Source organism: Moorena sp. SIO1G6 (assembly GCF_010672795.1).
GTDB classification, from domain to species: domain Bacteria; phylum Cyanobacteriota; class Cyanobacteriia; order Cyanobacteriales; family Coleofasciculaceae; genus Moorena; species Moorena producens.
The window spans coordinates 224,664-246,469 of the sequence record NZ_JAAHFZ010000005.1 but is presented as its reverse complement, the minus strand read 5'-3'; the positions used below and the strand labels follow the sequence as shown (position 1 = coordinate 246,469).

Annotated in this window: 16 protein-coding genes and 1 pseudogene; 9 read left to right on the top strand and 8 right to left on the bottom strand. The window is 44.0% G+C overall.

Annotated features, from left to right (window positions below; all coding sequences use genetic code 11):
- From F6K63_RS37670 to hpsL, 6 genes and pseudogenes are all read left to right on the top strand, one after another.
- Positions 1 to 127 (top strand): annotated as a pseudogene (locus F6K63_RS37670) (IS4 family transposase); the annotation flags it as partial.
- 27 nt (positions 128 to 154) lie between these two features.
- Complete coding sequence (locus F6K63_RS07350) at positions 155 to 748, top strand: DUF3177 family protein (protein WP_008185315.1); 594 nt, start codon at positions 155 to 157, stop codon at positions 746 to 748.
- Between the two features lie 441 nt (positions 749 to 1,189).
- Positions 1,190 to 1,489, top strand: a complete 300-nt coding sequence (locus F6K63_RS07345) for a DUF7734 family protein (RefSeq protein ID WP_063747936.1) — start codon at positions 1,190 to 1,192, stop codon at positions 1,487 to 1,489.
- A 383-nt stretch (positions 1,490 to 1,872) separates the two neighbouring features.
- A complete protein-coding gene (glmM, locus tag F6K63_RS07340; protein WP_008185319.1) occupies positions 1,873 to 3,345 on the top strand; it encodes a phosphoglucosamine mutase in 1,473 nt (490 codons plus the stop codon).
- Between the two features lie 641 nt (positions 3,346 to 3,986).
- Positions 3,987 to 4,730, top strand: coding sequence for a glycosyltransferase family A protein (locus F6K63_RS07335; RefSeq protein ID WP_287311465.1), 744 nt, complete (start codon positions 3,987 to 3,989; stop codon positions 4,728 to 4,730).
- Positions 4,731 to 4,811: 81 nt separating this feature from the next.
- On the top strand, positions 4,812 to 6,563 hold the full coding sequence (gene hpsL, locus F6K63_RS07330) for a hormogonium polysaccharide biosynthesis protein HpsL (protein ID WP_008185324.1): 1,752 nt from the start codon (positions 4,812 to 4,814) through the stop codon (positions 6,561 to 6,563).
- A gap of 106 nt (positions 6,564 to 6,669) precedes the next feature.
- Here the strand turns inward: hpsL and F6K63_RS07325 are convergent, their stop codons facing one another.
- The gene (locus tag F6K63_RS07325; RefSeq protein ID WP_008185326.1) at positions 6,670 to 7,275 is read right to left on the bottom strand and encodes a PEP-CTERM sorting domain-containing protein; all 606 of its coding nucleotides are present in this window, start codon (positions 7,273 to 7,275) and stop codon (positions 6,670 to 6,672) included.
- A gap of 1,153 nt (positions 7,276 to 8,428) precedes the next feature.
- On the opposite strand from F6K63_RS07325, the gene hpsN reads away from it, so the two are divergent.
- Both hpsN and hpsO read left to right on the top strand, forming a co-directional pair.
- A complete protein-coding gene (gene hpsN / locus F6K63_RS07320) occupies positions 8,429 to 9,424 on the top strand; it encodes a hormogonium polysaccharide biosynthesis glycosyltransferase HpsN (protein WP_287265488.1) in 996 nt (331 codons plus the stop codon).
- 1,008 nt (positions 9,425 to 10,432) lie between these two features.
- Entirely contained in the window at positions 10,433 to 11,605 is a 1,173-nt protein-coding gene (gene hpsO, locus F6K63_RS07315) for a hormogonium polysaccharide biosynthesis glycosyltransferase HpsO (protein WP_287265506.1), read from the top strand.
- Positions 11,606 to 11,817: 212 nt separating this feature from the next.
- On the opposite strand, the gene F6K63_RS07310 is transcribed toward hpsO, so the two are convergent.
- From F6K63_RS07310 to F6K63_RS07280, 7 genes are all read right to left on the bottom strand, one after another.
- The gene (locus F6K63_RS07310; RefSeq protein WP_008185332.1) at positions 11,818 to 13,224 is read right to left on the bottom strand and encodes a glycosyltransferase family 2 protein; all 1,407 of its coding nucleotides are present in this window, start codon (positions 13,222 to 13,224) and stop codon (positions 11,818 to 11,820) included.
- A gap of 256 nt (positions 13,225 to 13,480) precedes the next feature.
- On the bottom strand, positions 13,481 to 15,259 hold the full coding sequence (locus F6K63_RS07305) for a fatty acyl-AMP ligase (protein ID WP_008185335.1): 1,779 nt from the start codon (positions 15,257 to 15,259) through the stop codon (positions 13,481 to 13,483).
- A 69-nt stretch (positions 15,260 to 15,328) separates the two neighbouring features.
- Complete coding sequence (locus tag F6K63_RS07300) at positions 15,329 to 15,460, bottom strand: hypothetical protein (RefSeq protein WP_008185337.1); 132 nt, start codon at positions 15,458 to 15,460, stop codon at positions 15,329 to 15,331.
- A gap of 322 nt (positions 15,461 to 15,782) precedes the next feature.
- Positions 15,783 to 15,962 (bottom strand): hypothetical protein, encoded by a 180-nt coding sequence (locus F6K63_RS07295; RefSeq protein ID WP_229414526.1) that lies wholly within the window; start codon positions 15,960 to 15,962, stop codon positions 15,783 to 15,785.
- A gap of 87 nt (positions 15,963 to 16,049) precedes the next feature.
- A complete protein-coding gene (locus F6K63_RS07290) occupies positions 16,050 to 16,349 on the bottom strand; it encodes a hypothetical protein (RefSeq protein ID WP_008185343.1) in 300 nt (99 codons plus the stop codon).
- Positions 16,350 to 16,413: 64 nt separating this feature from the next.
- Positions 16,414 to 17,184 (bottom strand): aspartyl/asparaginyl beta-hydroxylase domain-containing protein, encoded by a 771-nt coding sequence (locus F6K63_RS07285; protein WP_287265490.1) that lies wholly within the window; start codon positions 17,182 to 17,184, stop codon positions 16,414 to 16,416.
- A gap of 291 nt (positions 17,185 to 17,475) precedes the next feature.
- Positions 17,476 to 19,302: a fatty acyl-AMP ligase gene (locus tag F6K63_RS07280; protein ID WP_353812976.1), complete on the bottom strand. Its 1,827-nt coding sequence runs from the start codon at positions 19,300 to 19,302 to the stop codon at positions 17,476 to 17,478.
- Between the two features lie 425 nt (positions 19,303 to 19,727).
- Here F6K63_RS07280 and F6K63_RS07275 point away from each other — a divergent pair, with 425 nt between their 5' ends.
- Positions 19,728 to 21,443, top strand: a complete 1,716-nt coding sequence (locus F6K63_RS07275; RefSeq protein WP_287311461.1) for an aminotransferase class I/II-fold pyridoxal phosphate-dependent enzyme — start codon at positions 19,728 to 19,730, stop codon at positions 21,441 to 21,443.
- Positions 21,444 to 21,806 lie beyond the last annotated feature (363 nt).

The following is a 21,806-nucleotide window of genomic DNA, read 5'->3' as shown; positions in this document are numbered from 1 at the left end:
ATCCCATCAACGACGAGCCAAGAGCCTATTTCGTTTGGGATTTGATTATCTGCGCTCAATTTTCACCAATCTTGACCACCACTTCCCAGCTTTTCTTAACTCTCTCCATTTTTTGTCCTGTACTTAGAGATCAAGGTCATTTCGGCAACAAGCAATGCAAGATGAAATTATTCAATTACTGGTTTGGATGGACTACCGTTTGGCAGTTTTGTTCACAGTATTTATCCCCTTGATGCTGCTAATTTGGGCATTTTTCCAGAAAGCAGATGCTATGGTACGCCTGTTGATTATCTATTGGCGTGTTTCCAGTCTCCTAGCGATTACAGTTTACTTGTTGATTGTCGGTTGGCCGATTGCTTATGTGTGTGCTTTGAGCTCCCGTATTCTGATCCCCATCTCCCTGTGGTTTTGGATTGACTTGAATGAGGAGATTGATGATAGGCCCGCTAGTCCCCTGAAGCTAACACTGACATCTTGGCGTTGGGCAATGACTATTTACTGTACTCTGGGGACAATCGCTAGTATTCCATTTCTACGTTGTGCCTTTGTCCCAGGAGCAATCACATCTGGATTTTGTCAGGTGTTGAGGGAGCCGCCTTTGTTATTCAAACAGTATTTCCATGGTGGTTATACCCCTGGATTTTTGGGCTTTATCGGAATGGTGGGATTATTCTTCTATGTCCTTTACTTAAGCTATTTCGTTCTGTTTCGACTCGGCAAACAAGGACGATCAGCTATTGAACCATGAAATGGGTTATGGCTTTGGATTTTGTAGGGCAGTAGCATCTTCTTTGAGACTCCCCACGGCGCTTATGCCGGGGGAGTCTTGGTTCAAAGGAGGTAAGCATTCAGCAGTCAGGGGTCAGCGGTCAGCCGTCAGGTTATTTTATTCAAAAGCTTTTCCCGTAGGGTGCCCATAGCGCATAAGCTGTTCGGTGTAGCATGGGCGTAGCCCATAGGCTGATAGCTGAATACTTACCCCGGTGCGCTTTCCCCATTAAGAATTAAATTCGCCACTGGTCGCACCGCAAAGTAAGGTTGATTAACGGATTCGGAATTCTACTTAACCTACAGGCAAAGCGCTAGATCAGATTTTATGGTCACCACCAGTACGATAAAGCTAAATATATCATTATATCCTGCCAATAGGCAACGCCACAACTAAAAACTCACAACTGAAAACTCACAGATGATGGATTCCATTGGTAGGCGTCTAGAACAATACACCATCAAACGCCCAAAAGAGGTATTGATAGTTACCGCACAGATAGCTGGTGAACAGGATCAAATTGCTATTTTTAAAGGTTTTTCCAGTTCTTTAATGCGTCCGACATCCTTTGACCCAGATGTAGCGGTCTTACCAGCACAGGCAAAGATCATTAGCATAGATCGAGTGGCTGCTCCCTATAATCCACAGTCTCCTCGTTATCTTCAGCAAGGACTGACTTTGGAAACTATGGAAAAGTTGTTGGAGAATGCTGGTGTTTAATTTAGCATCCTGGCTAGGTTGTGGCTGCTAAGTTCCAAGGGAGGAACGTAAATTTTGGTAAAGTTTTGCCTGAAGGCCCTTGGGACCTAAGTGTATTTGGATCTAGTTAGTCAATTTTGATAAAGTCTTGCCAGAAGCCTAACAGGGCTAAATGTACTTGGATCTAGTTAGTCAATGTTTGAGTAAATCTTGGATAAACTCTGGCCAAAGCGCTCACAGGGCTAAATGTACTTGGATCATAATCTGAATGTACTTGGATCATAATCTGATCACAAGCATGTATGGGATCACAACCATAGGTTGGATGTATTGATGGATATCTACCAAAGCAAAATAAAGTGTTATTCTCCACAGTGAGTGTGTAATGTGAGGAAATTGAAATTATGGTTACATCCCCTGTCCGTATCCAGGGATTGGATAGTGCTGAGTTCTCATCCAAGAATCAGCCAATGAACTGCCCCAATGTCAGGTTACCTTGGCAACCCCTAACTCTACCCACAACCCCATTATTCGGTACCGATGGCATTCGGGGACGAGCAGGAACATTGCTCAGTGAAGATTTGGCTTTACAAGTGGGTTTCTGGGCTGGTCTTGTGTTACAGGAATACTCAGCTGTACCAGGACCGGTGATTTTAGGGCAGGATTCACGCAATTCTAGTGATATGTTGGCAACAGCCTTAGCTAAGGGGTTGACTACAGCAGGTCTAGAGGTGTGGCACCTGGGATTATGTCCCACTCCTGGTGTTGCCTACCTGTGCAGTGCCACAAGTGCCATAGGGGGTGTGATGATTTCTGCTAGTCATAATCCTCCAGAAGACAATGGGATTAAGTTTTTTAGCGGGAAAGGCACTAAGCTATCTCAGGAGCTGCAAAAGCATATAGAAGCTGGATTGAGGGGTTTTATTGGTCAGGCTGTAGTGAGTAAAACCCAAGGGAAGTATCACTATCGCCCAGGGTTGGTCACCGATTATGCAGCAGCACTTCACCGTCCTCTGAAAGGAGTGACGAATTTACAAGGCATGAAGATTGTGCTGGATTTGGCTTGGGGGGCAGCAGTGCGACTCTCAGGACAAGTGTTTGAGCAGTTGGGGGCACAAGTGATCTGCTTGCATGACCAGGCAGATGGCGATCGCATTAATGTCAATTGTGGCTCTACTCACCTCGAACCCCTGAAAGCTGCGGTAAAAGAATACCAAGCAGATCTTGGGTTTGCCTTTGATGGTGATGCAGACCGATTGATGGCAGTAGATGCCCAGGGTCGGGAGATCAATGGAGATTACATCCTCTATTTTTGGGGTCAAACCTTACGTGCTGCCCAAAAGCTACCAGAAGACATAATGGTAGCAACGGTAATGGCAAATTTAGGATTTGAACGAGCCTGGAAGCAGTTGGGGGGTAAATTCCTACGGACAGCGGTCGGAGATCAGCATGTCCAAGCTAAAATGCTCCAAACTGGAGCTATGCTAGGGGGTGAGCAATCGGGACATATCATCTGTCACCATTATGGTTTGACTGGGGATGGCATGTTAACTGCTTTACATCTAGCTTCTTTGGTCCGTGAATCTGGGATGACCTTAGGGGAGTTAGTAGACCAAAGTTTCCAGACTTACCCCCAACTGCTGCGTAATGTCAGGGTAGAAGACCGAGAACGCCGACGTGGATGGCAAGAGTGTGAAGCGATCACGAATGCGATCGCAAAAGGGGAAGCAGCCATGGGAGACCAAGGTCGAATTCTGGTTCGTGCTTCTGGTACTGAACCCCTGATCCGGGTGATGGTCGAAGCCGCCAATTCTCAACTTGCTCACCACTGGACATCAGAGTTAGTTAACGTCGTTGAGCGATATTTAGCTAACTGATTGACCAAACTGTTTCCAGCAACTGCTCAGCATATAACTTGCATCGTTAACTTGTATCTTTGTTAACTTATACCGTTTCAGTGATCGGGTTGTGTTGACGGTTTATGGTTGACGGTTTATGGTTGACGGTTTATGGTTGACGGTTTATGGTTGACGGTTTATGGTTGACGGTTTATGGTTGACGGTTTATGGTTGACGGTTTATGGTTGACGGTTTATGGTTGACGGTTTATGGTTGACGGTTTATGGTTGACGGTTTATGGTTGACGGTTTATGGTTGACGGTAAATCATCAACCCTGATGTGAGTCTCTCTTGAGGAAAACTCCGTGCCTATCTACGGTCACAAACCAGATCGGTGGAAAGCATCAGGAAAAAGGGTTAAAAACCCTGAACTTAATACTTAATAGGGGTGCATAGAAAACTATTGCCAGCATGTTCGTGATAGTTATAGCTGACGAAATGCTTGATTACTTTCAAGGTTCCAATAACGCCATGGCCACCTCACCATAACATTAAAACTCCCGTTACTTTTGCTCAATTAGTCCCGGTGCGCTTTCCGTTGGCGAATTAAATTCGCCACGGGTCGCACCGCAAATTAATGGGAGTTTTTTACCTTGTTTTTCTATCAATAAAGGTTAATCATGCTAGTTTTCGTAATTCCACTCAAGAGTCGAAAGCTTTCCAAATCTTGGGAACATGTATCTAAATTATTTGAACGCTGTGTCAAATCAGTATGTAATCAAACATCATCGGAATTTAGAGTAATCGTTGTTTGTAATGAAACGCCACAGATTACATTCAGTCATCCCCATATCATTTATCTTCAGGTTGATTATCCTACTCCCAAAGAGCCAAGCCAGAGGGTTAGAGGAAATACAGATAAAGGACGTAAGCTTTTGACAGGATTAACTTATGCTCGTCGATTTGACCCAACTCATGTTATGAATGTCGATGCCGATGATTGTGTTAGCAAACAGTTAGCGGAATTGGTTAGGCAAAATCCTCAGGAAAATGGCTGGTTTATTAATAGAGGTTATAAGTATCGAGATGGAGAAGATTGTTTGTATTTAAAACGAAAACAATTCTATCGAATGTCGGGTACAGCGAACATTCTTAGATGGGATTTACTAGAGTTACCTGAGAAACCTGAATACAATCGCGGTTATGGCTACTACAAGTTTTATATTGATCATGGGAAAGTTAAAAGTATTCTAGCCAACAAGGGAACCCCTCTAAAACCATTACCCTTTTCCGGTAGTGTTTATATCCTTGGTACTGGTGAGAATCTATCAGCAAATGAAGAAAGATTATCCTTTAACATCTTCAATCGAAAGGCGTTGAGCAAATCAATTTGTGATGAATTTGGCTTGTACAAGCTGGCTTGACCATCGCGCAAACACCAATTTCAAATTTATCATGCCAAATTAAGAAATAATAACATCGATAGACAATGGGATGGTTCTGCCATGGTCAAAGGTCGGTCAAAATCTAAGTCATCAAAGAAAGGGAAAACGCCATCTGAGACCACAACCTTAAATCTCAAGCAACAGTTAGCTCAAAAACGCCGAGCGCAACGGGAGCGTAGAGAAATCATCCAAATTATTACTATGACAGCAGCTTTTGGAGCCATTATCGGGGTGTTGCTTGCTCTAGTGGTTGATCCTAAAGCTGGTGCAGCTGCAGTAGCTGGTCTGCCTTGTCTGGTTCTGTCCTATAAATATCCTCGCACAGCACTTTGGGCATTCCTGATCTATATGCCTTTTAGTGGTACAATCATTTACTCCATTGGCAATAGTCCACTGCTGCAGCTGGCTAAAGATGGTATCTATATCCCTGCTTTGATTGGTCTAGTACAACAGTGTAAGCAGGAAAGAAAACCAATCATAATAGCCAAGTCCCTAATGCTACCCTTAGGCATTTTGTGCGCATCAAGTTTGCTGACATTCTTGTTTGCTAATGGCTCCCAGCAACTACTTCCCCCTTGTTCAGATCTACCAGGGATGCGTAGAGGTATAACCTGCGAAGATGGACAGCCGATACTAATGGGAATTTTGGGTTTGAAAGTTTTTTTGGGATACATTCCCTTAATCTTTTGTGCCTACTACCTGATCCGTAGCAAGAAAGAATTACTCTTCCTCTCAAGGATGTTCACAGTTCTGGCTATTATCTGCTGTAGCCTTGCCTTTATTCAGTACATGATGCTGAAAACTGGTAGATGCGCTGGAACCCAATTCAGACACGGGGCTGCCTTATTCAAAGCTTCCCTAGATGCTAGATGTTTTGTGGGTGGGTCTTTGCTGTATAGTCCTCAAGTGGGACAAATCCGCTTACCGGGAACCTTTGTTGCCCCTTGGCAGTGGGGCTGGTTCCTGATTTCTAATGCCTTTTTTAGCTTTGCTACTGCTTTCAGCGACCCCTCAGCTCGTTGGCGGAGTGTTGGTTTAGGTGCCATGGCATCGGTTTTTGTTCTCGCAGTAGTCTCTGGTCAGCGGATTGCTCTGGCTTTGGTGCCAACTGTAACCGTAATCCTGCTCGTTTTAACGGGTCAAGTCACTAACCTTAAACGGTTTTTACCTATTTTGGGAGGATTAGGGCTTTTATTAGGAATTGCGGCAACTGCTTTTCCTGAAGTAGTTCAGGAACGGATAGATAGTTTGATCGGTCGTTGGGAAGCTTCACCAGCGGATGATTTTATCCTTCATCAATTTGCTTTTACCTGGAGTAGACTAAGAGGCTCATTAATTGGTCTGGGATTAGGACGAGCGACCAACTCTGCTCGTGTTTTTGGTAAAACCAGTTTGGTAGAAACTTGGTTTCCCAAAGTGATGCATGAAGTTGGTCCGCTGGGGCTGCTGGCTTTTCTAGTATTTGTAACTGCGATTACTGTACTTACCTTCAAGGCTTACCGCTCAGTGAAAAACAAGGATTTGCGGAGTATCGGTGCCAGCTATTGGGTACTTATTTTGTTTATTAGCTACCAAACCTATTACTATCCCTTGGATGTAGATCCAGTGGCAGTATATTATTGGTTGATTACTGGTGTTATCCTCAAGTTGCCTGAAATAAATCGTCAAGAACAAGAGGAACTAGAGAAACTAGAGGCAGCACAGGCAAACGAGCCTCAACCTAAAAAGAAACGAGGTATCAAGGCATCGAAAAAGGGAAAAGGGAAACGGCAAAAGGCAAAAGGCAGGGTAAGCGCCCTAAAAATTGAGTAAAAATGTGATATAGAGCCAGGATCATGACCATATTAAGCCTTGATTCCTAGCACTATTGCACTTTTTTAACCCAAGTACCACTAGCCCAAAACTGGACATTCATCGATTAATTTGAGTTTGCTGATTTTTTTCGATTCATCAAGATTCCTAAAGAAAACAAACTAAGCCCTAAAATCGTTCCTGGTTCTGGAACAGTGCTAAAAATAATATTCCCTTTTTCGACTAATATTTTGGTATCCGAGGTTGGGTCAACAGCAAAAGTTTCAAAAGTTGTTCCTAAAGCTTGAGCAACAATAGGAACTCCAAAAGTGTTACTTGTAGTGTTAATTGTATCGTTGAAGCTGGTTAATATACCATCTGTAAACGTTAGAAATGGACTGGGAGGTACCACATCACTTTCATCAATAAAAACACTATCAGTGACTAATCCCAAACCTGGTATGTCAAGATAAATTTCAGCCGACGCTTTTAGATCTAAATCGACACCAACTAACTGATTCATCTGGATAGTTTCCACTCCAACCCCAGTGATAGGGGCACTCTCATAGCGAAGGATACCAAAGCCAAGATTATCATTGAGAGTCTCAAGTGTACTAATAAACTCAAATTTCATAGCAGCAGCTTGAGCCAGATTAGGGACAAGAGCAAAAAGACCTAAAATTGCGCCAGTAGTAGTTGTAACTGCTAATGTTTTATAAAGGTTAGGTTTCATGATTTTTGATTCCTATTGAATTGATTTGTGGCATTGACAGGATGAAATAGCGTGGTCAAGCTCCTGATTGACTGACGAAAAATTAGTTTTAGTCGGCGTTCTTGGGAGTTCCCCCCTGAGCAACTGGCTTTCCACTGGGCTTACAGGGGTTCCGCACACAGCCACTCCCCATGAGCAACTGCATCAAGACAGATTGGTTTGATGAGCTATTTTGAAATGTTAGATATCAAGTGCTGACCTTAGGCTTGGTTTCTTTTCTTTTACTGCTTGAGGTTGACAGCTATGAAACCAATTAACTCGTTAATGTTGATGGCTGATTCCTTTCCCAAAAATATTATTATATAGAATCGGGACTAATTTAGCTATTTGAATTCAAATTTATAAAATCTTTAAATAAATAAAGTTAATATTTCCAATTATGAAGTTTTTATAAAAAATACTTTGATGAGAAATAATTCAGAGCAACAGATGAGTAATGGATTTAAGGGACTTTCGTCCTGGGTTAATAGGAGTAGGTAGTAGGGAGTGGGGAGTAGGGGTAAGCAATCTGATGAACAGCCAAGGCATCGGTCTCAAGCACTGCCCACCCTACATGAACTACAAAATAAGCCCAAGTACTGATTATAAAATATAAGTAAATATGATCAAGATATCACTACAAATAGCAATAGGTTAGGAGTTGGCTGTAGCGAACGCATAATCACCACTAAGCCGAAATCCCAAAACCAGATGACGAAGCAGTCAAGGCAGGCAACGCGATGTTCCTTCGGAACCGCTACGCGAACGCATTAAACCTTCACAACCCTGATTAGTTGATTAACCAATTGATTAACCCCTAGCAAACGGGAAAAGGCAAACTACAAACGGTTTTTTGAACCGGTCTCCACGGATAACTGTTCCCTGTACTATGCTGGGACAGCGTTTCTAGCTCCCGTGAGGTACAGATTCAGCAATGAAACCCCTATCTTCTAAGACTCAGGTGTACCTCACCAGCCATGGGAAAGCTGTATTGGTTTTACCTCTTAGCTTAAGAATTGTCTAACTTTCCATAAAACCACGGATGTCCAAGGATAGCATGTTAGTTAAACTATTATCGATTGTCGGCATTATCAGCAGTTAAATGCTTAAGGACAAAGTACTCAAAACAACGACAATGATTTCTGTAATTATCCCTACTTACGGACGGGAAGACCCTTTGCGGGATACCCTAGAAGATGTCCTCAAGCAAGACTACCCTGCTTTTGAAGTACTGGTTGTTGATCAAACTCGAACCCACAAACCAGAGATTCAATCCTATTTAGAGCAGCTGGCTAATGCTGGTAAGATTCGCTGGTTCCGGGTTGATTGGGCAAGTTTACCTGGGGCAAGAAATTATGGGGTAAGGCGGGCATCCGGGGAGATTATTGTGTTTATTGATGATGATATCAAGATGCCACCGGGGTATTTAACTGCTCACGCTCGTAACTATGAACAATCCCCAGAGATTGGGGCAGTGGCAGGACGAGTATTTGACCGGATGAAGCTAGCGGAGAAAGGAGCAGCAGCAGATTCCCCCACTCCCTCTTACACCATTGAAGACTTGCCTAAGGAGGCCATGGACCCTGGGATTGCATGGTATTACATAGACTTAGTCCATACCGTCAAGCCTCAACGGGTGATATCAGCCCGAGGCTGCAATATGTCTTTCCGCCGGGAGATTTTTACGAAGTATGGGCTGCACTTTGATGAACAGTTCCGGGGCAGTGCGGTTCGTGAGGAGTCGGATTTTTGTTTGCGATTTCGCCGCACTGGTTATCAAATTTGGTATGACCCAGATGCTTATTTAGTCCATTTAGGGGAAGAAACTGGGGGATGTCATGATATTACTACGCGATCGCTTGAGTATCAGTTGACCTTTTATCACAACCATTTCCTGATGGGGATGAAAAACCTTACCCTTAGTGAACAGCTACAGCTGTTTGGTCGTCTATTTGATTGCCACGTCTTAGGGAATCCTCCTTGTAATAAAAGTGGTTCCCCGATTAAAATTATTAGCCGCGCTGTTTTCTACATGTTGGGCTTTTTAAAAGCACTCGGTACACGCATCAAATCTATCTGGGATGATGGTCAAATTTATACTCGGCTAGACGGCGAGACGGTTGAAGGTTAGTTGGTTGAAGGTTAGTTGGTTGAAGGTTATTTTGGTTGAAGGTTAGTTGGTTGAAGGTTATTTTGGTTGAAGGTTAGTTGGTTGAAGGTTAGTTGGTTTAAGGTTAGTTGGTTTAAGGTTAGTTGGTTGAAGGTTAGTTGGTTTAAGGTTAGTTGGTTTAAGGTTGCCAGTTAAAGCGAGCGTTTAAATCTTAAACCTACCAATAAATAAACCTAATTATGATCTTGCCCCTTCAATTAAACCATTTAAAATTTAGTCTAGCGGTTTCTAGCCTAATCAGGTACACAATATTTTTTACCTCTTCCCTCTTACCTGTTCCTTGTTAACTGTTCTATCTTCACTAAAACAAAAAAAATGTACCTCACCAAATTAAAACCGCTATAGTCATAATTGCTGATCTTAAAGTCATAATAATTAAAATTTAATCCTGTTTTAAAAACAAAATTTATAAGTATAGTTTAAGTAACAAGAACTAAAAATACCTATTTATAGCGTTTCTAGGACTCATGAGGTACACATAATTGTTTGACTATTGGCTCTTGCCTCTTCTCTCTTACCTGCTCCGAAGTCCCTGCTCCGTTCGCGTAGCGTGGCCTACGGCCTCAGTCCCTGCTCCCTAAAACCCAGATATTTGTACCTCACAAGTCGTAGAATTGCTATATTTTCACTAGTCTTAAGTAGGTAGTTTGGTACTGGTACAAGAGCTAAGTTTAACTGAGATCTCTCACCATTGTGATTAATCCTACATGAACCAAGCTGATTGATACTACGGGAACGCCAAGGGCGAACAACCTCCAACCTCCAACCTTGGCCTTTCGGCCACGCGATCGCGTTCAACCAGCAACCAGCAACCAGCAACCTTCAACCTTCAACCAGCAACCAGCAACCAGCAACCAGCAACCTTCAACCAGCAACCAGCAACCAGCAACCAGCAACCTTCAACCTTCAACCTTCAACCTTCAACCAGCAACCTTCAACCAGCAACCGTTAACTGTCAAAAAATTACCCATGAAAATCTTAGTTGCTAGCCACTCCTATATTGTTGACCTTAACTGCGAGAAGTTACGAACACTCGCTCACTTAGAACCTAACATTGAGGTAACTGTGGTGGTTCCCCGGCGCTGGCGTCCTGGTGGTGTCCAAAATCGCATCATTGAAACCCAACCCCGTGAGGAAGGTTCATTTCGGGTGGTACCAGTGTCTAACTTTAGTGAAAATAATCAGGGACTGCTGACATTTGGGCTAGATATTATCTCTTTATTGAAACAGTTTCGCCCCAATATTATTCAAGTGGAACAGGGAGCTAAAGCATTAGGTTATGCTCAATTTATTACCCTGAATAAGCTATTGGGACTAAAGGCAAAAAACCTATTTTTTACTTGGTGGAACCTGCCCTACCAGGTAAAATTTCCAGTGTCTGTGTTGGAAGGGTATAACCTGGGCCATACCGATGGACTGATTTGTGGGAATCAGGATGGGGTAGAAATCCTGCGACAACATGGTTATAACGGAGCAGCTAAAGTAATGCCCCAATTGGGGGTAGATGAAAGCCTGTTTCTTCCCCAACCTCAGCCAGAGTTAAAACAGCAGTTGGGAATTCAACCCAATGATTTTGTGGTGGGATTTGTGGGACGGTTTGTAGAGGAGAAGGGATTACTGACTTTGGGTCAAGCCCTAGCTGGGTTATCTGGGATGCAGTGGAAGTGGCTGCTGCTAGGGCGTGGTCCCCTCAAGCCGATATTGATGGAAAAGGCGGCAGAGTGGGGAATTAAAGACCAACTGATTTGGATTGAGAGTGTTCCCCATGACGAGGTACCTCGTTATATTAATGTGATGAATACTCTGGTGCTACCATCAGAGACTAATTATAAGTTTAAAACCTTAACTAGTGTAGGTTGGAAGGAACAATTTGGTCATGTGCTAATTGAGGCGATGGCATCTAAAGTACCAGTAATTGGTTCCGATTCTGGAGAAATTCCCTATGTGATTGGGGATGCTGGGTTGGTGTTTCCTGAAAAGAATGAGTCGGAGTTACGACATTGTTTACAGCAGCTAATCAAGCAACCAGAGTTGGCTGAGAAATTAGGATATTTGGGTTATGTACGGGCAATGGAGCAGTATACCAATAAGGCGCTAGCTAAACAGCTGTTGAATTTTTATCAGGAATTAATTGAGAATTGAGAATTAAGAATTAAGAATTGGGAATTAAGAATTAAGAATTGAGAATTAAGAATTGGGAATTGGGAATTGGGAATTGGGAATTGGGAATTGGGAATTGGGAATTGGGAATTGGGAAGTAAGAATTAAGAATTGAGAATTAAGAATTGGGAATTGGGAATTCGGAATTGGGAATTCACCATTTTAGAAATTAATAATTCTTCATTCTTCATTCTTCATTCTTCATTCCCACCTCTATGGACTGTTTTGACCCATTTCAAGCGTTTAGGACGCACAGACATCCGAGCGGTAGTAGCAGCCATCACCAGCATCCAGTGCAATAGATAAAGATTTCCCCTCAAGGTCTGCAAGAAACTAACCAATAGGTTAGAAACACGTAATCTTCGATTTTGATTGGTGCGGCGCAGCCCGACAAACATGCCAATCACTGATAGGGTGACAGTTAGGCCAGTAATGGGGCTAAAAATAGGTAGACGGTTACGGGCAATAGCCATCAAACAGTCTGGTACAGCAGCAGTGGGCAAAAAGTACTGGATGATCAAGTAGGTAAATAAATCTAGAGTTTTCCGCAAACCTAGGCGGTTACTTACAATTAAACGCCAGTAATCTAAATAGCGCTGGTACCCTCCTTCTGCCCAACGGTTCCGTTGATGCCAGAGTGCGATCGCACTGGTAACTCCTTCTTCTTCTACTGGCGGAAAATTGAGAAAGCCAATATCCCACTGATCGAGGTGTAGGCGAATGGTTAAATCTAAGTCGTCGGTGATGGTTTCTTCATTCCAGGCACCGCAACGCTGTAGTGCGGAACGTCGGACAAACTGACCATTGCCCCGCAATTCACCAATCCCACCAACTGCAATACGTTGCTGTTGGAAATAGCTGTCGAGAGCCATTTCTGCCATTTGCCCTCGTGTCCAGAAATTCAGTGGTGCATTTGCGATCGCTTTTCTGACCTGCACTGCTCCCACTCGCGGGTTAGTAAATAAGGGCAAAACCCGCCGTAGCATATCTTTGGGAACTTTAGCATCTGCATCAAATACTGCTACAATCTCCCCTTTAGTTAAACCCAGTACCTGATTGAGTGCCCCTGATTTGCCGCCCCCGGCATTAGCACTCCGGTGCAGTACCTTCAACTGGTCGTATGTTGCTGCTAACTTATCTAAGATTTCTGGTGTTTGGTCAGTACTGTAATCGTCAATTACCCACAGTTCATACTGATTTTTGGGGTAATCTAATTGACACAGAGACTTAACTAAATTACTGATGACAGTTTCTTCATTTTTTGCTGCTACTAGCAGAGACACAAAGGGAAAATCGTCTTTTTCCTCATCTAAACAGGGTTGAGGGGTTTTTAACGGTCGAGCCAGCAAGCACCGTAGGGCATGAATTCCTAATATTGTTGTTAAGCTCAAGCTCACCCAGATCCCCCAAGACACCAAATGCAGTGCTATGGTTATGCACCACACTATGGTTAACACTAAAGCTGCTTTGCGTCGGCGTCCTTCTAGTCCCTGGAAAAATAAGCTAGTTTCAAACTCTTCCTCTGACAAGTTAGACAGCATAGAGCCAAGTTGCTTCAGCTCTTGGCTTGGCGCTTTTTCTGACCAGGAATTCTCCGACATAAGCTATGTACTGCAACTACCAACTAAGGCCACTAATGCCTTATTCTATCCGAAATTGTTACAAAACTATTAAATTCTATCAAGTAAAGTATAGTTTAGGACATAACTCTCATCTGGGGTTTGAAGGAAACAGGTAACATAAACATTTGTTAACCTTTACTTCCACGTAAGGAGTCTGTTCAGGAAGTTTTGAGGGTGAGGGCAAGGTGTTATCTTAATGGTGTTATCTTAATGGTTAATGGCTCAAGCCAATAGCCTAATCCCTATCATTTATAACAGCCAGAGTTCCCGCCATAAAACTCTGGCGACAGGCATGACGCTGAATCTTACCACTAGATGTCTTGGGAATAGTACCTGGTTTGAGCAACAGAGCAGTATGAACCGGCAAATCGTGATGTTGTAATACTGCTCGTCGGATTAACCGGATTAACTCCTTGCTATCAAGGGCATGGTCTTTCGCTCCATTGCCAGGGTCAGAAGCAGCTAGCCGAGTAGATTTCCAATAGCTACGTTCTACCTCAGCAATCACCACTAACTGTTCCTCACCAGCAATATTCACGGAAAATGCTGCCGAACACGTAGGTCTGAGCAAGGAGTGGGTGTTTTCTACGGTCCATTCAATATCTTGGGGATAGTGGTTACGACCATTGATAATGATCAGATCCTTGAGACGACCAGTAATAAATAATTCACCGTCGAGCATGAATCCCAAGTCACCGGTGCGTAGAAATGGCTTTTCCCCCATCGATGCTAGAGTTACGCGAAAGTTTCGTTCGGTTGTTGCCGGTTGATTCCAGTAACCTTGGGCAATGCTTGGTCCTGATACCCAGATTTCTCCCACTTGTCCTGGGTCACATCGGGTCAAGGTTTCAGGATGGACAATTACAATCTGCTGGTCTGGCAGACTTTGACCACAGCCTACGAGGGTAAGGGTACCTTCTTGCTCAACACTAGCTGGCACAACGTGATTTTGCTCCAGTGCTGCCCCCTCAACTGTTCTTAAGACAATTGGGGCACTTTTGACACCACCAGAAACCATTAAGGTGGCTTCAGCCATGCCATAGCAAGGGTAGAATGCTTCTCGGCGGAAGCCACAGGACTCAAATTTAGTTGCAAACCGCTCCAAGATGGCGAAGTTAATTGGCTCAGCTCCGTTAAAGGCCAGGTCCCAACTACTCAAATCCAAGTTTGTTAGTTGTTCTGGCTTGATTTTGCGTACGCATAAGTCGTAAGCCAAGTTTGGTCCTCCACTGCTGGTGGCTCGATAGTGGGAAATCACTTTTAACCACCGAATCGGACTTTGCAAAAACATCAAGGGGGACATCAGAGTAGCTGGAAAACCGCCGTATAGAGGTTGGAGTATACCACCAATCAGACCCATGTCATGGTACATCGGCAACCAAATCACCCCACTGCTGTGGTCGGTGTGCCCAAAATACTTATAGATAGCAGCTGAATTATGGACTAGATTGCTGTGGCTAATCATCACTCCCTTCGGTGCAGCGGTTGAACCAGAGGTGTATTGGAGAAAAGCTAGGGTGCTACCATCTATAGCTGGTTGCTGCCATGATTGAGCTAAGTTGCCGTTAATGTTTTCTGTGGCTAGCCAGTGCAGTGTCTTCAGTTCTGGAGCCTCAGTAAACCGTCGCTCTAAATTAGACAGGATTGCTTGGGTAGTTAGGGCTACCCTTGCCAGGGAATCTTTGACAATTCCCTGAACACGGACAAGGGAGCGGTTGGGTCTAGGAGGATAAGCGGGCACAGCTACAACCCCAGCGTACAAACACCCGAAAAATGCACAAATATAGTCTAGACCAGGAGGATACAGTAGTAGCGCAGTTTCTCCTGGGGAATATATTGATTGCAGGTGGAACGCGATCGCTTGGGCTTGTTGCTCCAACTGTTGGTAAGTCAGACTGACCTGTTCAGTTTCTCCATCCACCAAAAAGGTATATGCGATCGCATCTGGCTGGTTAACTGCTCTGTAGCGCAGGATATCCACTAACGTGGCTGCTTGGAGAATAGTTTGTGACACCTTTTACCCCTGCACTTAAAAACTTACACAAAAAAACTTATTACTTTGTAAGCATTCAGCCGTCAGCTGTCAGCCGTCAGCCGTGAGCTTTTGGCCTTCGTCTTTTGCTGATAGCACCTCAAGTAGCACCATCTGTAGCGCATTAGCTGATAGCACCTCAAGTAGCACCATCTGTAGCGCATTAGCTGATAGCTTACACATTGCCAAACATTACTTTAGCTTGATTCCGACATCACCAAATATCCTGATATTGAGGATTCATAATTCAGTAGCTTCGATTAATAATAATTCATTTTCCGGGAATTTTGAACATAAATTGAACCTAAAAAATAGTACTATATTATGAAATAATCCACCAATTATTCACACTACGCACTTTACACTGACCGCTGATAGCTGATAGCTGATAGCTGATAGCTGATAGCTTAATGGTTACCCCCACCCTCCCCAAACTATTCCCGCAATTCCCTATTTCCTAGTTATACGAATTTGCTGCCCCGAGGCCATCCAAACAACTGTAGTTTTAAAATTTGAATATTTTAAAGCTAAAAGGCTCATCATAAGTTCCTACCCATTCTTGGTTTTTCTCAATCCAGCTGGCGATTGTATTAGCTACTTTTTCAGCAGGAGGAGCATAATTGACTCGGTTAGCTCGGATTTTATAACCTTTTTCATTGAGACGGTTCACTGGTGCCCAAGCCAAGGGACCGCTGATCACACCAGGACGGTAAAGCCTCATGAGGATTTGATGATTGCTGGCGTGGTAAACTATTGGTCCAACACCTGACCATTAATAGTGCAAAGCGATTTTACCAGAATGATAGACTGGACCAAAACAAGAAGGGCTACCATCTGCAATCGAACCAATAGCAACCACATCGAGGGGTCGCTCGCGCTTTAGCTTGGCTGCTTCGAGGGCTACCAATGCTGGCCAACTGTAGTTAACACGGTTCATCGATTCTACTATCTCAACCAGTGGCACTCCTCCATCCCCTACCTCAGTTTCGATTTGTCCTGCATTCAGGATAATCACATCGGGGTCATACTCAAGCCACCTTTGGGCATCCTCAAGGGTTTGTTGTTGAGACACACACAATGTATTGAAATAGTTACCTCTCCCCCCTCGCCCCACACTCGCTCTGTTCCCTATTGATTCATTGTCGAGCAAACACCTTATCTAAACGTTCTTCCCATTTCTTCTGATTAGCCATAGCATCTTGAACGTAGGGTGACCAAGCAATTACTTTAATAAATAATTGATTAATCCATGAAACAGGAAAACGGAGCGGCCTGACAATATCTAGAAATAAAACCACCCGCATCCCATCGGTTTCATTCCATACCTCATGGGGGAAGCTATCATCAAATATCATCGTTTTTCCTTCTTCCCAATAGCGAATGTCGTTACCAACACGAATCCGACAATTTTCCTTCGGTTCAGGAACACGTAATCCTAGAAGACATCTGATTACCCCTTTATAAGGTCCCCTGTGTTCAGGGATATGTTTACCTGGTAATAGGATTGAAAAAAATGCCGTTTTCATACCAGGAATTTTTTCGATAATACGAGTAGTTTCTGGACATTTTTCACAATTTTGTTTAACTTTGATTCCATAGCCATAAAAGCCATAGGTTTTCCACCGATTATCCGTGCTGACGTACTGACCTTGGTCTGGAGAAATATCCTGGAAGTTGGGTAGACTATCTCTATATTTCAATACTTGGTCTAGCTCTTGGCGAATCGTCATCCATTGGGATTCTAACTCTTCCACCCAATTAAATTTATCAGGATCAAAGAATGTTGAATTACCAATTAATGAAGAATTAGTAATTAACGTTTCCAACTTGTATATAAGTGGTGTACCAATACTATATATCAGGAAATTCCTCGCTTTTTCCCTAAGAGCGTCTAAAGAACGTTTCATGATTAATTATTAATTTAGCTGCGCTTAGATAAATATATTACCATACCTAATTAGTTTTTTTAATTGTTGCTAAAAAAAATTATAAATTGCTAGTGATGGTCGAAATTAGTAACTGGGAATTAGTAATATTTAACACATTTAATAATTCCAATAACTTAAGCATTCAGCAGTCAGTAGTCAGCAGTCAGTGGAAACCCCCGTGTCTGCCACTGCATCGCTTATTCAAAATCACCGATTGCGCTACGGGCATAAGCTGATAGCTGATAGCTGATAGCTGACCCAATAACAACTCTAGGATTCTGATGAAGCAACATTCAACTGGCTCAACAGATCGGTAATACTACGCGGCTGTTGTTGACTCTGTTGCCATTTACCTACTGCTTCTAAAGTGCCATCAAGAAATCGCAGCCGACATTCCCGACGTTTAATCTTACCACTAGAGGTCTTCGGAATACTTCCGGTCTTCAGCAGCACAATCCCATAAACATCAGCAATATGCTCTTGGGCTACCGCTTGACGAATGGCTGCCACTACTTCATCAACCACTAAGTGTCTCAGGTAACTCCGCTTTATCTCTTGAGCAATAACTAATCGTTCTTCCCCTTCTAAATCTACGGAAAACGCTGCACTAGCGTTGGGTCGCAGGGCTGGATGACTCTTCTCAACAGTGGCTTCAATATGCTGGGGATAGCGGTTGTTGCCCCAGAGGATCATCAATTCTTTGAGGCGACCGGTGATAAAGAGTTCCCCATCTTTTAGGAATCCTAAGTCTCCGGTGCGCAGAAATGGTCCAGTGCCAGTGTCTTTTATATAGGCACCGAATGTGCGTTCTGTTTCCTCTGGTTGATTCCAATAGCCCTTGCCCACACCTAAACCAGATACCCAAATTTCGCCAACTTTATTCTCTGGACACTCTATTAGGGTTTCCGGGTCAACAATTACCAACTGATCATCCAACCAAGGCTGACCACAGCTGACAATCCCTTGTGTTTGCTGTTGGTCTTTAGTAGCAGTTATCACCCGATTCTCTCCTAGGGCACCTTGCTCGACATACTTAATCACAGCAGAGTTAGCTTTCAATCCCCCGGAAATAAATAATGTGGTTTCAGCCATACCGTAGCAAGGGTAAAATGCTTCTGGTCTAAACCCACAAGGGGCGAAGATATTGGCAAACCGTTCTAGGGTTTCGGCTCGAACCGGTTCAGCACCGGAAAAGGCTACCTCCCAACTGCTGAGGTCTAGAGTTTCAATCTGTTCGGGAGTTACCTGACGACATAATAGGTCATAGGCAAAATTCGGACCACCACTGGTAGTGGCTCTGGCTTTATAGCGGGAAATGGCTTGGAGCCAGCGAACTGGTTTTTGAATCAAGGCTACTGGTGACATCAGTATAACCGGAAATCTCCCATAGATCGGCTGGATCACACCACCAATCAACCCCATATCATGAAACAAGGGTAACCAGATTATCGCTTGACTGTTGAGGGTATGCTCGAAGGACTGATAGATCGACGCTGAATTGTGCAGGATATTGCCATGGGTCACCATTACCCCTTTTGGCTTACCGGTGGAGCCTGAGGTGTACTGTAGAAAGGCTAAGCTATCCTGATCTCGGCGCTCGGTTTCAATCCAGTCTGATGCTAGAGACGGGGAAATTTCGTTGGTTTCTATCCAGGACAGTTCAGTTAAGGTTGGAGCTAATTCTGGATTCGAGCTACACTGCTGCTGGATTCTTTTCCAGAGGTCTGTGGTAGTAAGCGCTACTGTGGATTGGGAAGAAATGACCCGCTGCTGTAATTGGGAAATAGCCTGCTTCGACCGGGGGGGATTAGCGGTCACTGCTACAACTGAGGCATACAGACACCCAAAGAAAGCGGCAATGAACTCTAAACCAGCGGTATAGGGGTAGACTAATAAGGCACGGGAGCCAGCGGCAACTAGAGACTGTAGCTGAGCAGCAATGGCTCTGGCCTGTTGATCTAACTGTTGGTAGGTCAGATGACCAGATTCTGTTTCCCCGTCTGCTAGGAAAGTGTAAGCAATTTGGTTAGGTTGGTGTAGTGCTCTATCGACCACGAGATCGACTAAGTTGGAGTATTTAGGTTTATGGTTTGCCATTATGCGATCGCGGATTATCCCTGGGTAGTTTCCCCTCATACCAAGCCTAGAGGTTACCAGACCCAATCAACAAAATGTGTTTCGTAAGATGCAGATTTTTCGATGCCAAATAGCTTACCTGTCAAACGCTATCGCCGCAAGAGGGTAGACTTGACTTGATTCATAGAATTTTTCCCAAGTTTTAGGAGTTCATGGCAAAATAACCATCAAGTCAACCCCGAAAATAGCAATTCATTGGCTTCAAGAGTGACAACTAGACCGAAATAGAGGCATAATCTCTGTTTAGAACATTATTAGCTGAGGTTGAAGGTTCACAACTAGGCTCAATGACCTAAAAGTCATGGAGGGGTAAGGGCAGACGATCACCCAGTGCCAGTAACTGGAGTTGGGTGATCTAATCTTTTAGTGTGGTGAAGGAGTGCAACATGGAATTGTTGAACCAGGTCTGGAACGGGAAAGAAAGCTCACCGGCCACTGTGGTTACGAGTGATCACAAATCTACCGTCAGTTCCCCAAAATTATCTCAAGGAGCATCAGCCATTGCGACTTGGTTAGTGTCCAAGCTAGCAGAAGTACTTGAGCTGGATGCCCAAGAAATCGATATTCATCGGGATTTTACCGATTATGGTTTGAATTCTATTGAAGCTGTTAACTTATCCGGAGAGCTGGAGAATTTCCTCGGACATCGGCTTTCCCCAACGCTTTTATGGGATCACAACAATATTGAGGCATTGGCTGAGTATTTGGCCGAATACGTTGCTAAACAACCAACAGGAAACTCACAAGCTCACCTAGAAACCTCGTCAGGGAGGTCAATACGGGAAACGAATGGTCATATATCGGCCAAAAACGGTCTAATTCCAAATCAAGATGTAGAAAAGCTAGACAATCAAGATATCCCACCGGAATACCACCATTTCCACCTATACCCAGAATACCGCAAACTGCAATTGCAACAGGAGGAAATCAAAGCGCTGGGGGTCAACAACCCTTTCTTTACCCCCCAAGAACGGGTAGTCAACAACACCACAGAGATTGGTGGCCGGGAATTGATTAATTATGCCACCTATAATTATCTGGGGATGTGCGGTGACCCAGTTGTTTCTCAAGCAGCAAAGGAAGCCATTGATCATTATGGTACCTCCGCCTGTGCTAGCCGTCTGTTGTCAGGGGAAAAACCCTTACATCGAGAGCTCGAAAAAGAAATTGCTGACTTTATTGGTACTGAGGATAGTATCGTCTATGTGGGCGGGCATGCTACTAACGTAACGACTATTAGTCACCTATTTGGCAAAAACGACCTAATATTACATGATTCTCTGAGCCATAACAGTATTCTACAGGGATGCATCCTGTCGGGAGCGAGCATTATTGCATTTCCTCATAATGACTGTCAGGCATTGGATAAAATACTCCAGGAGCGTCGTCACCACTATCAACGGGTACTGATTGTGATCGAAGGGGTTTACAGTACTGATGGCGACATTCCCGACTTGCCCCAGTTCATTGCAGTCAAGAAACGCCACAAAGCTTTCCTGATGGTAGATGAAGCTCACTCCATCGGGGTACTGGGCAAACAGGGTCGAGGGGTTGGTGAGTTCTTTGGGGTTGATCCCACTGATGTAGATTTGTGGATGGGTACCCTCAGCAAGTCCTTCGCTAGCTGCGGTGGCTATATTGCTGGTTGCGCTGCTGTGGTAGAATACCTCAAGTATACCTCCCCGGGATTTGTCTATAGTGTTGGCATAGCTCCCCCTAATGCAGCCTCGGTGCTGGCTTCCATAAGGCTACTCAAGGCAGAACCAGAGCGAGTTGCACTGTTGCACCAGCGAGCTAAACTTTTCCTAGAATTAGCCCAGAAACAGGGACTGAACACAGGGACCAGTAAAGACTCTCCGGTGATTCCAATTATTGTGGGGGATGCGTTGAAGTCGGTACAACTCTCTCAGAATCTCTTTAAGCGTGGCATCAATGTCCCGTTTATGTTCTATCCGTCGGTGCCACAAAATGCTGCCCGCCTGCGCTTCTTTATCACCTGTAACCATACGGAGGAGCAAATTCGCTTTACGGTGAACACCCTGGCTCAAGAAGTAGCAAACCTCCAGCAGGACGATAGTACCCAGAAATCACCCTTAGATTAACTATCAAATAGTAGCAATACTGGATACGGTCATAACTTGAGCTAATTGATGATCCCCCCCATCCCCCCTTAACAAGGGGGGGGAAGAGCCTTAACAAGGGGGGGAAGAGCTTCCCCAAAACACCGGGGGGAGAAGAGGCCGAAAGCTCAGTTTAGGCCGCTGCTAAGTATAACTACTGACAGGTAAATCTAAGGGAAAACTGGCAACTTACAGATTAAAAATCCCGTTGGCGAATTGAGTGGGAATTAACTGGGGGATCAGACTATATATATTAGCAAGCCTTAGCAACTAACTAACTCGGGAAAAGTCTCCCACCCCGTTACCTACCTAATATTTACCTAACCTAATAGTTAGTGGCTGACA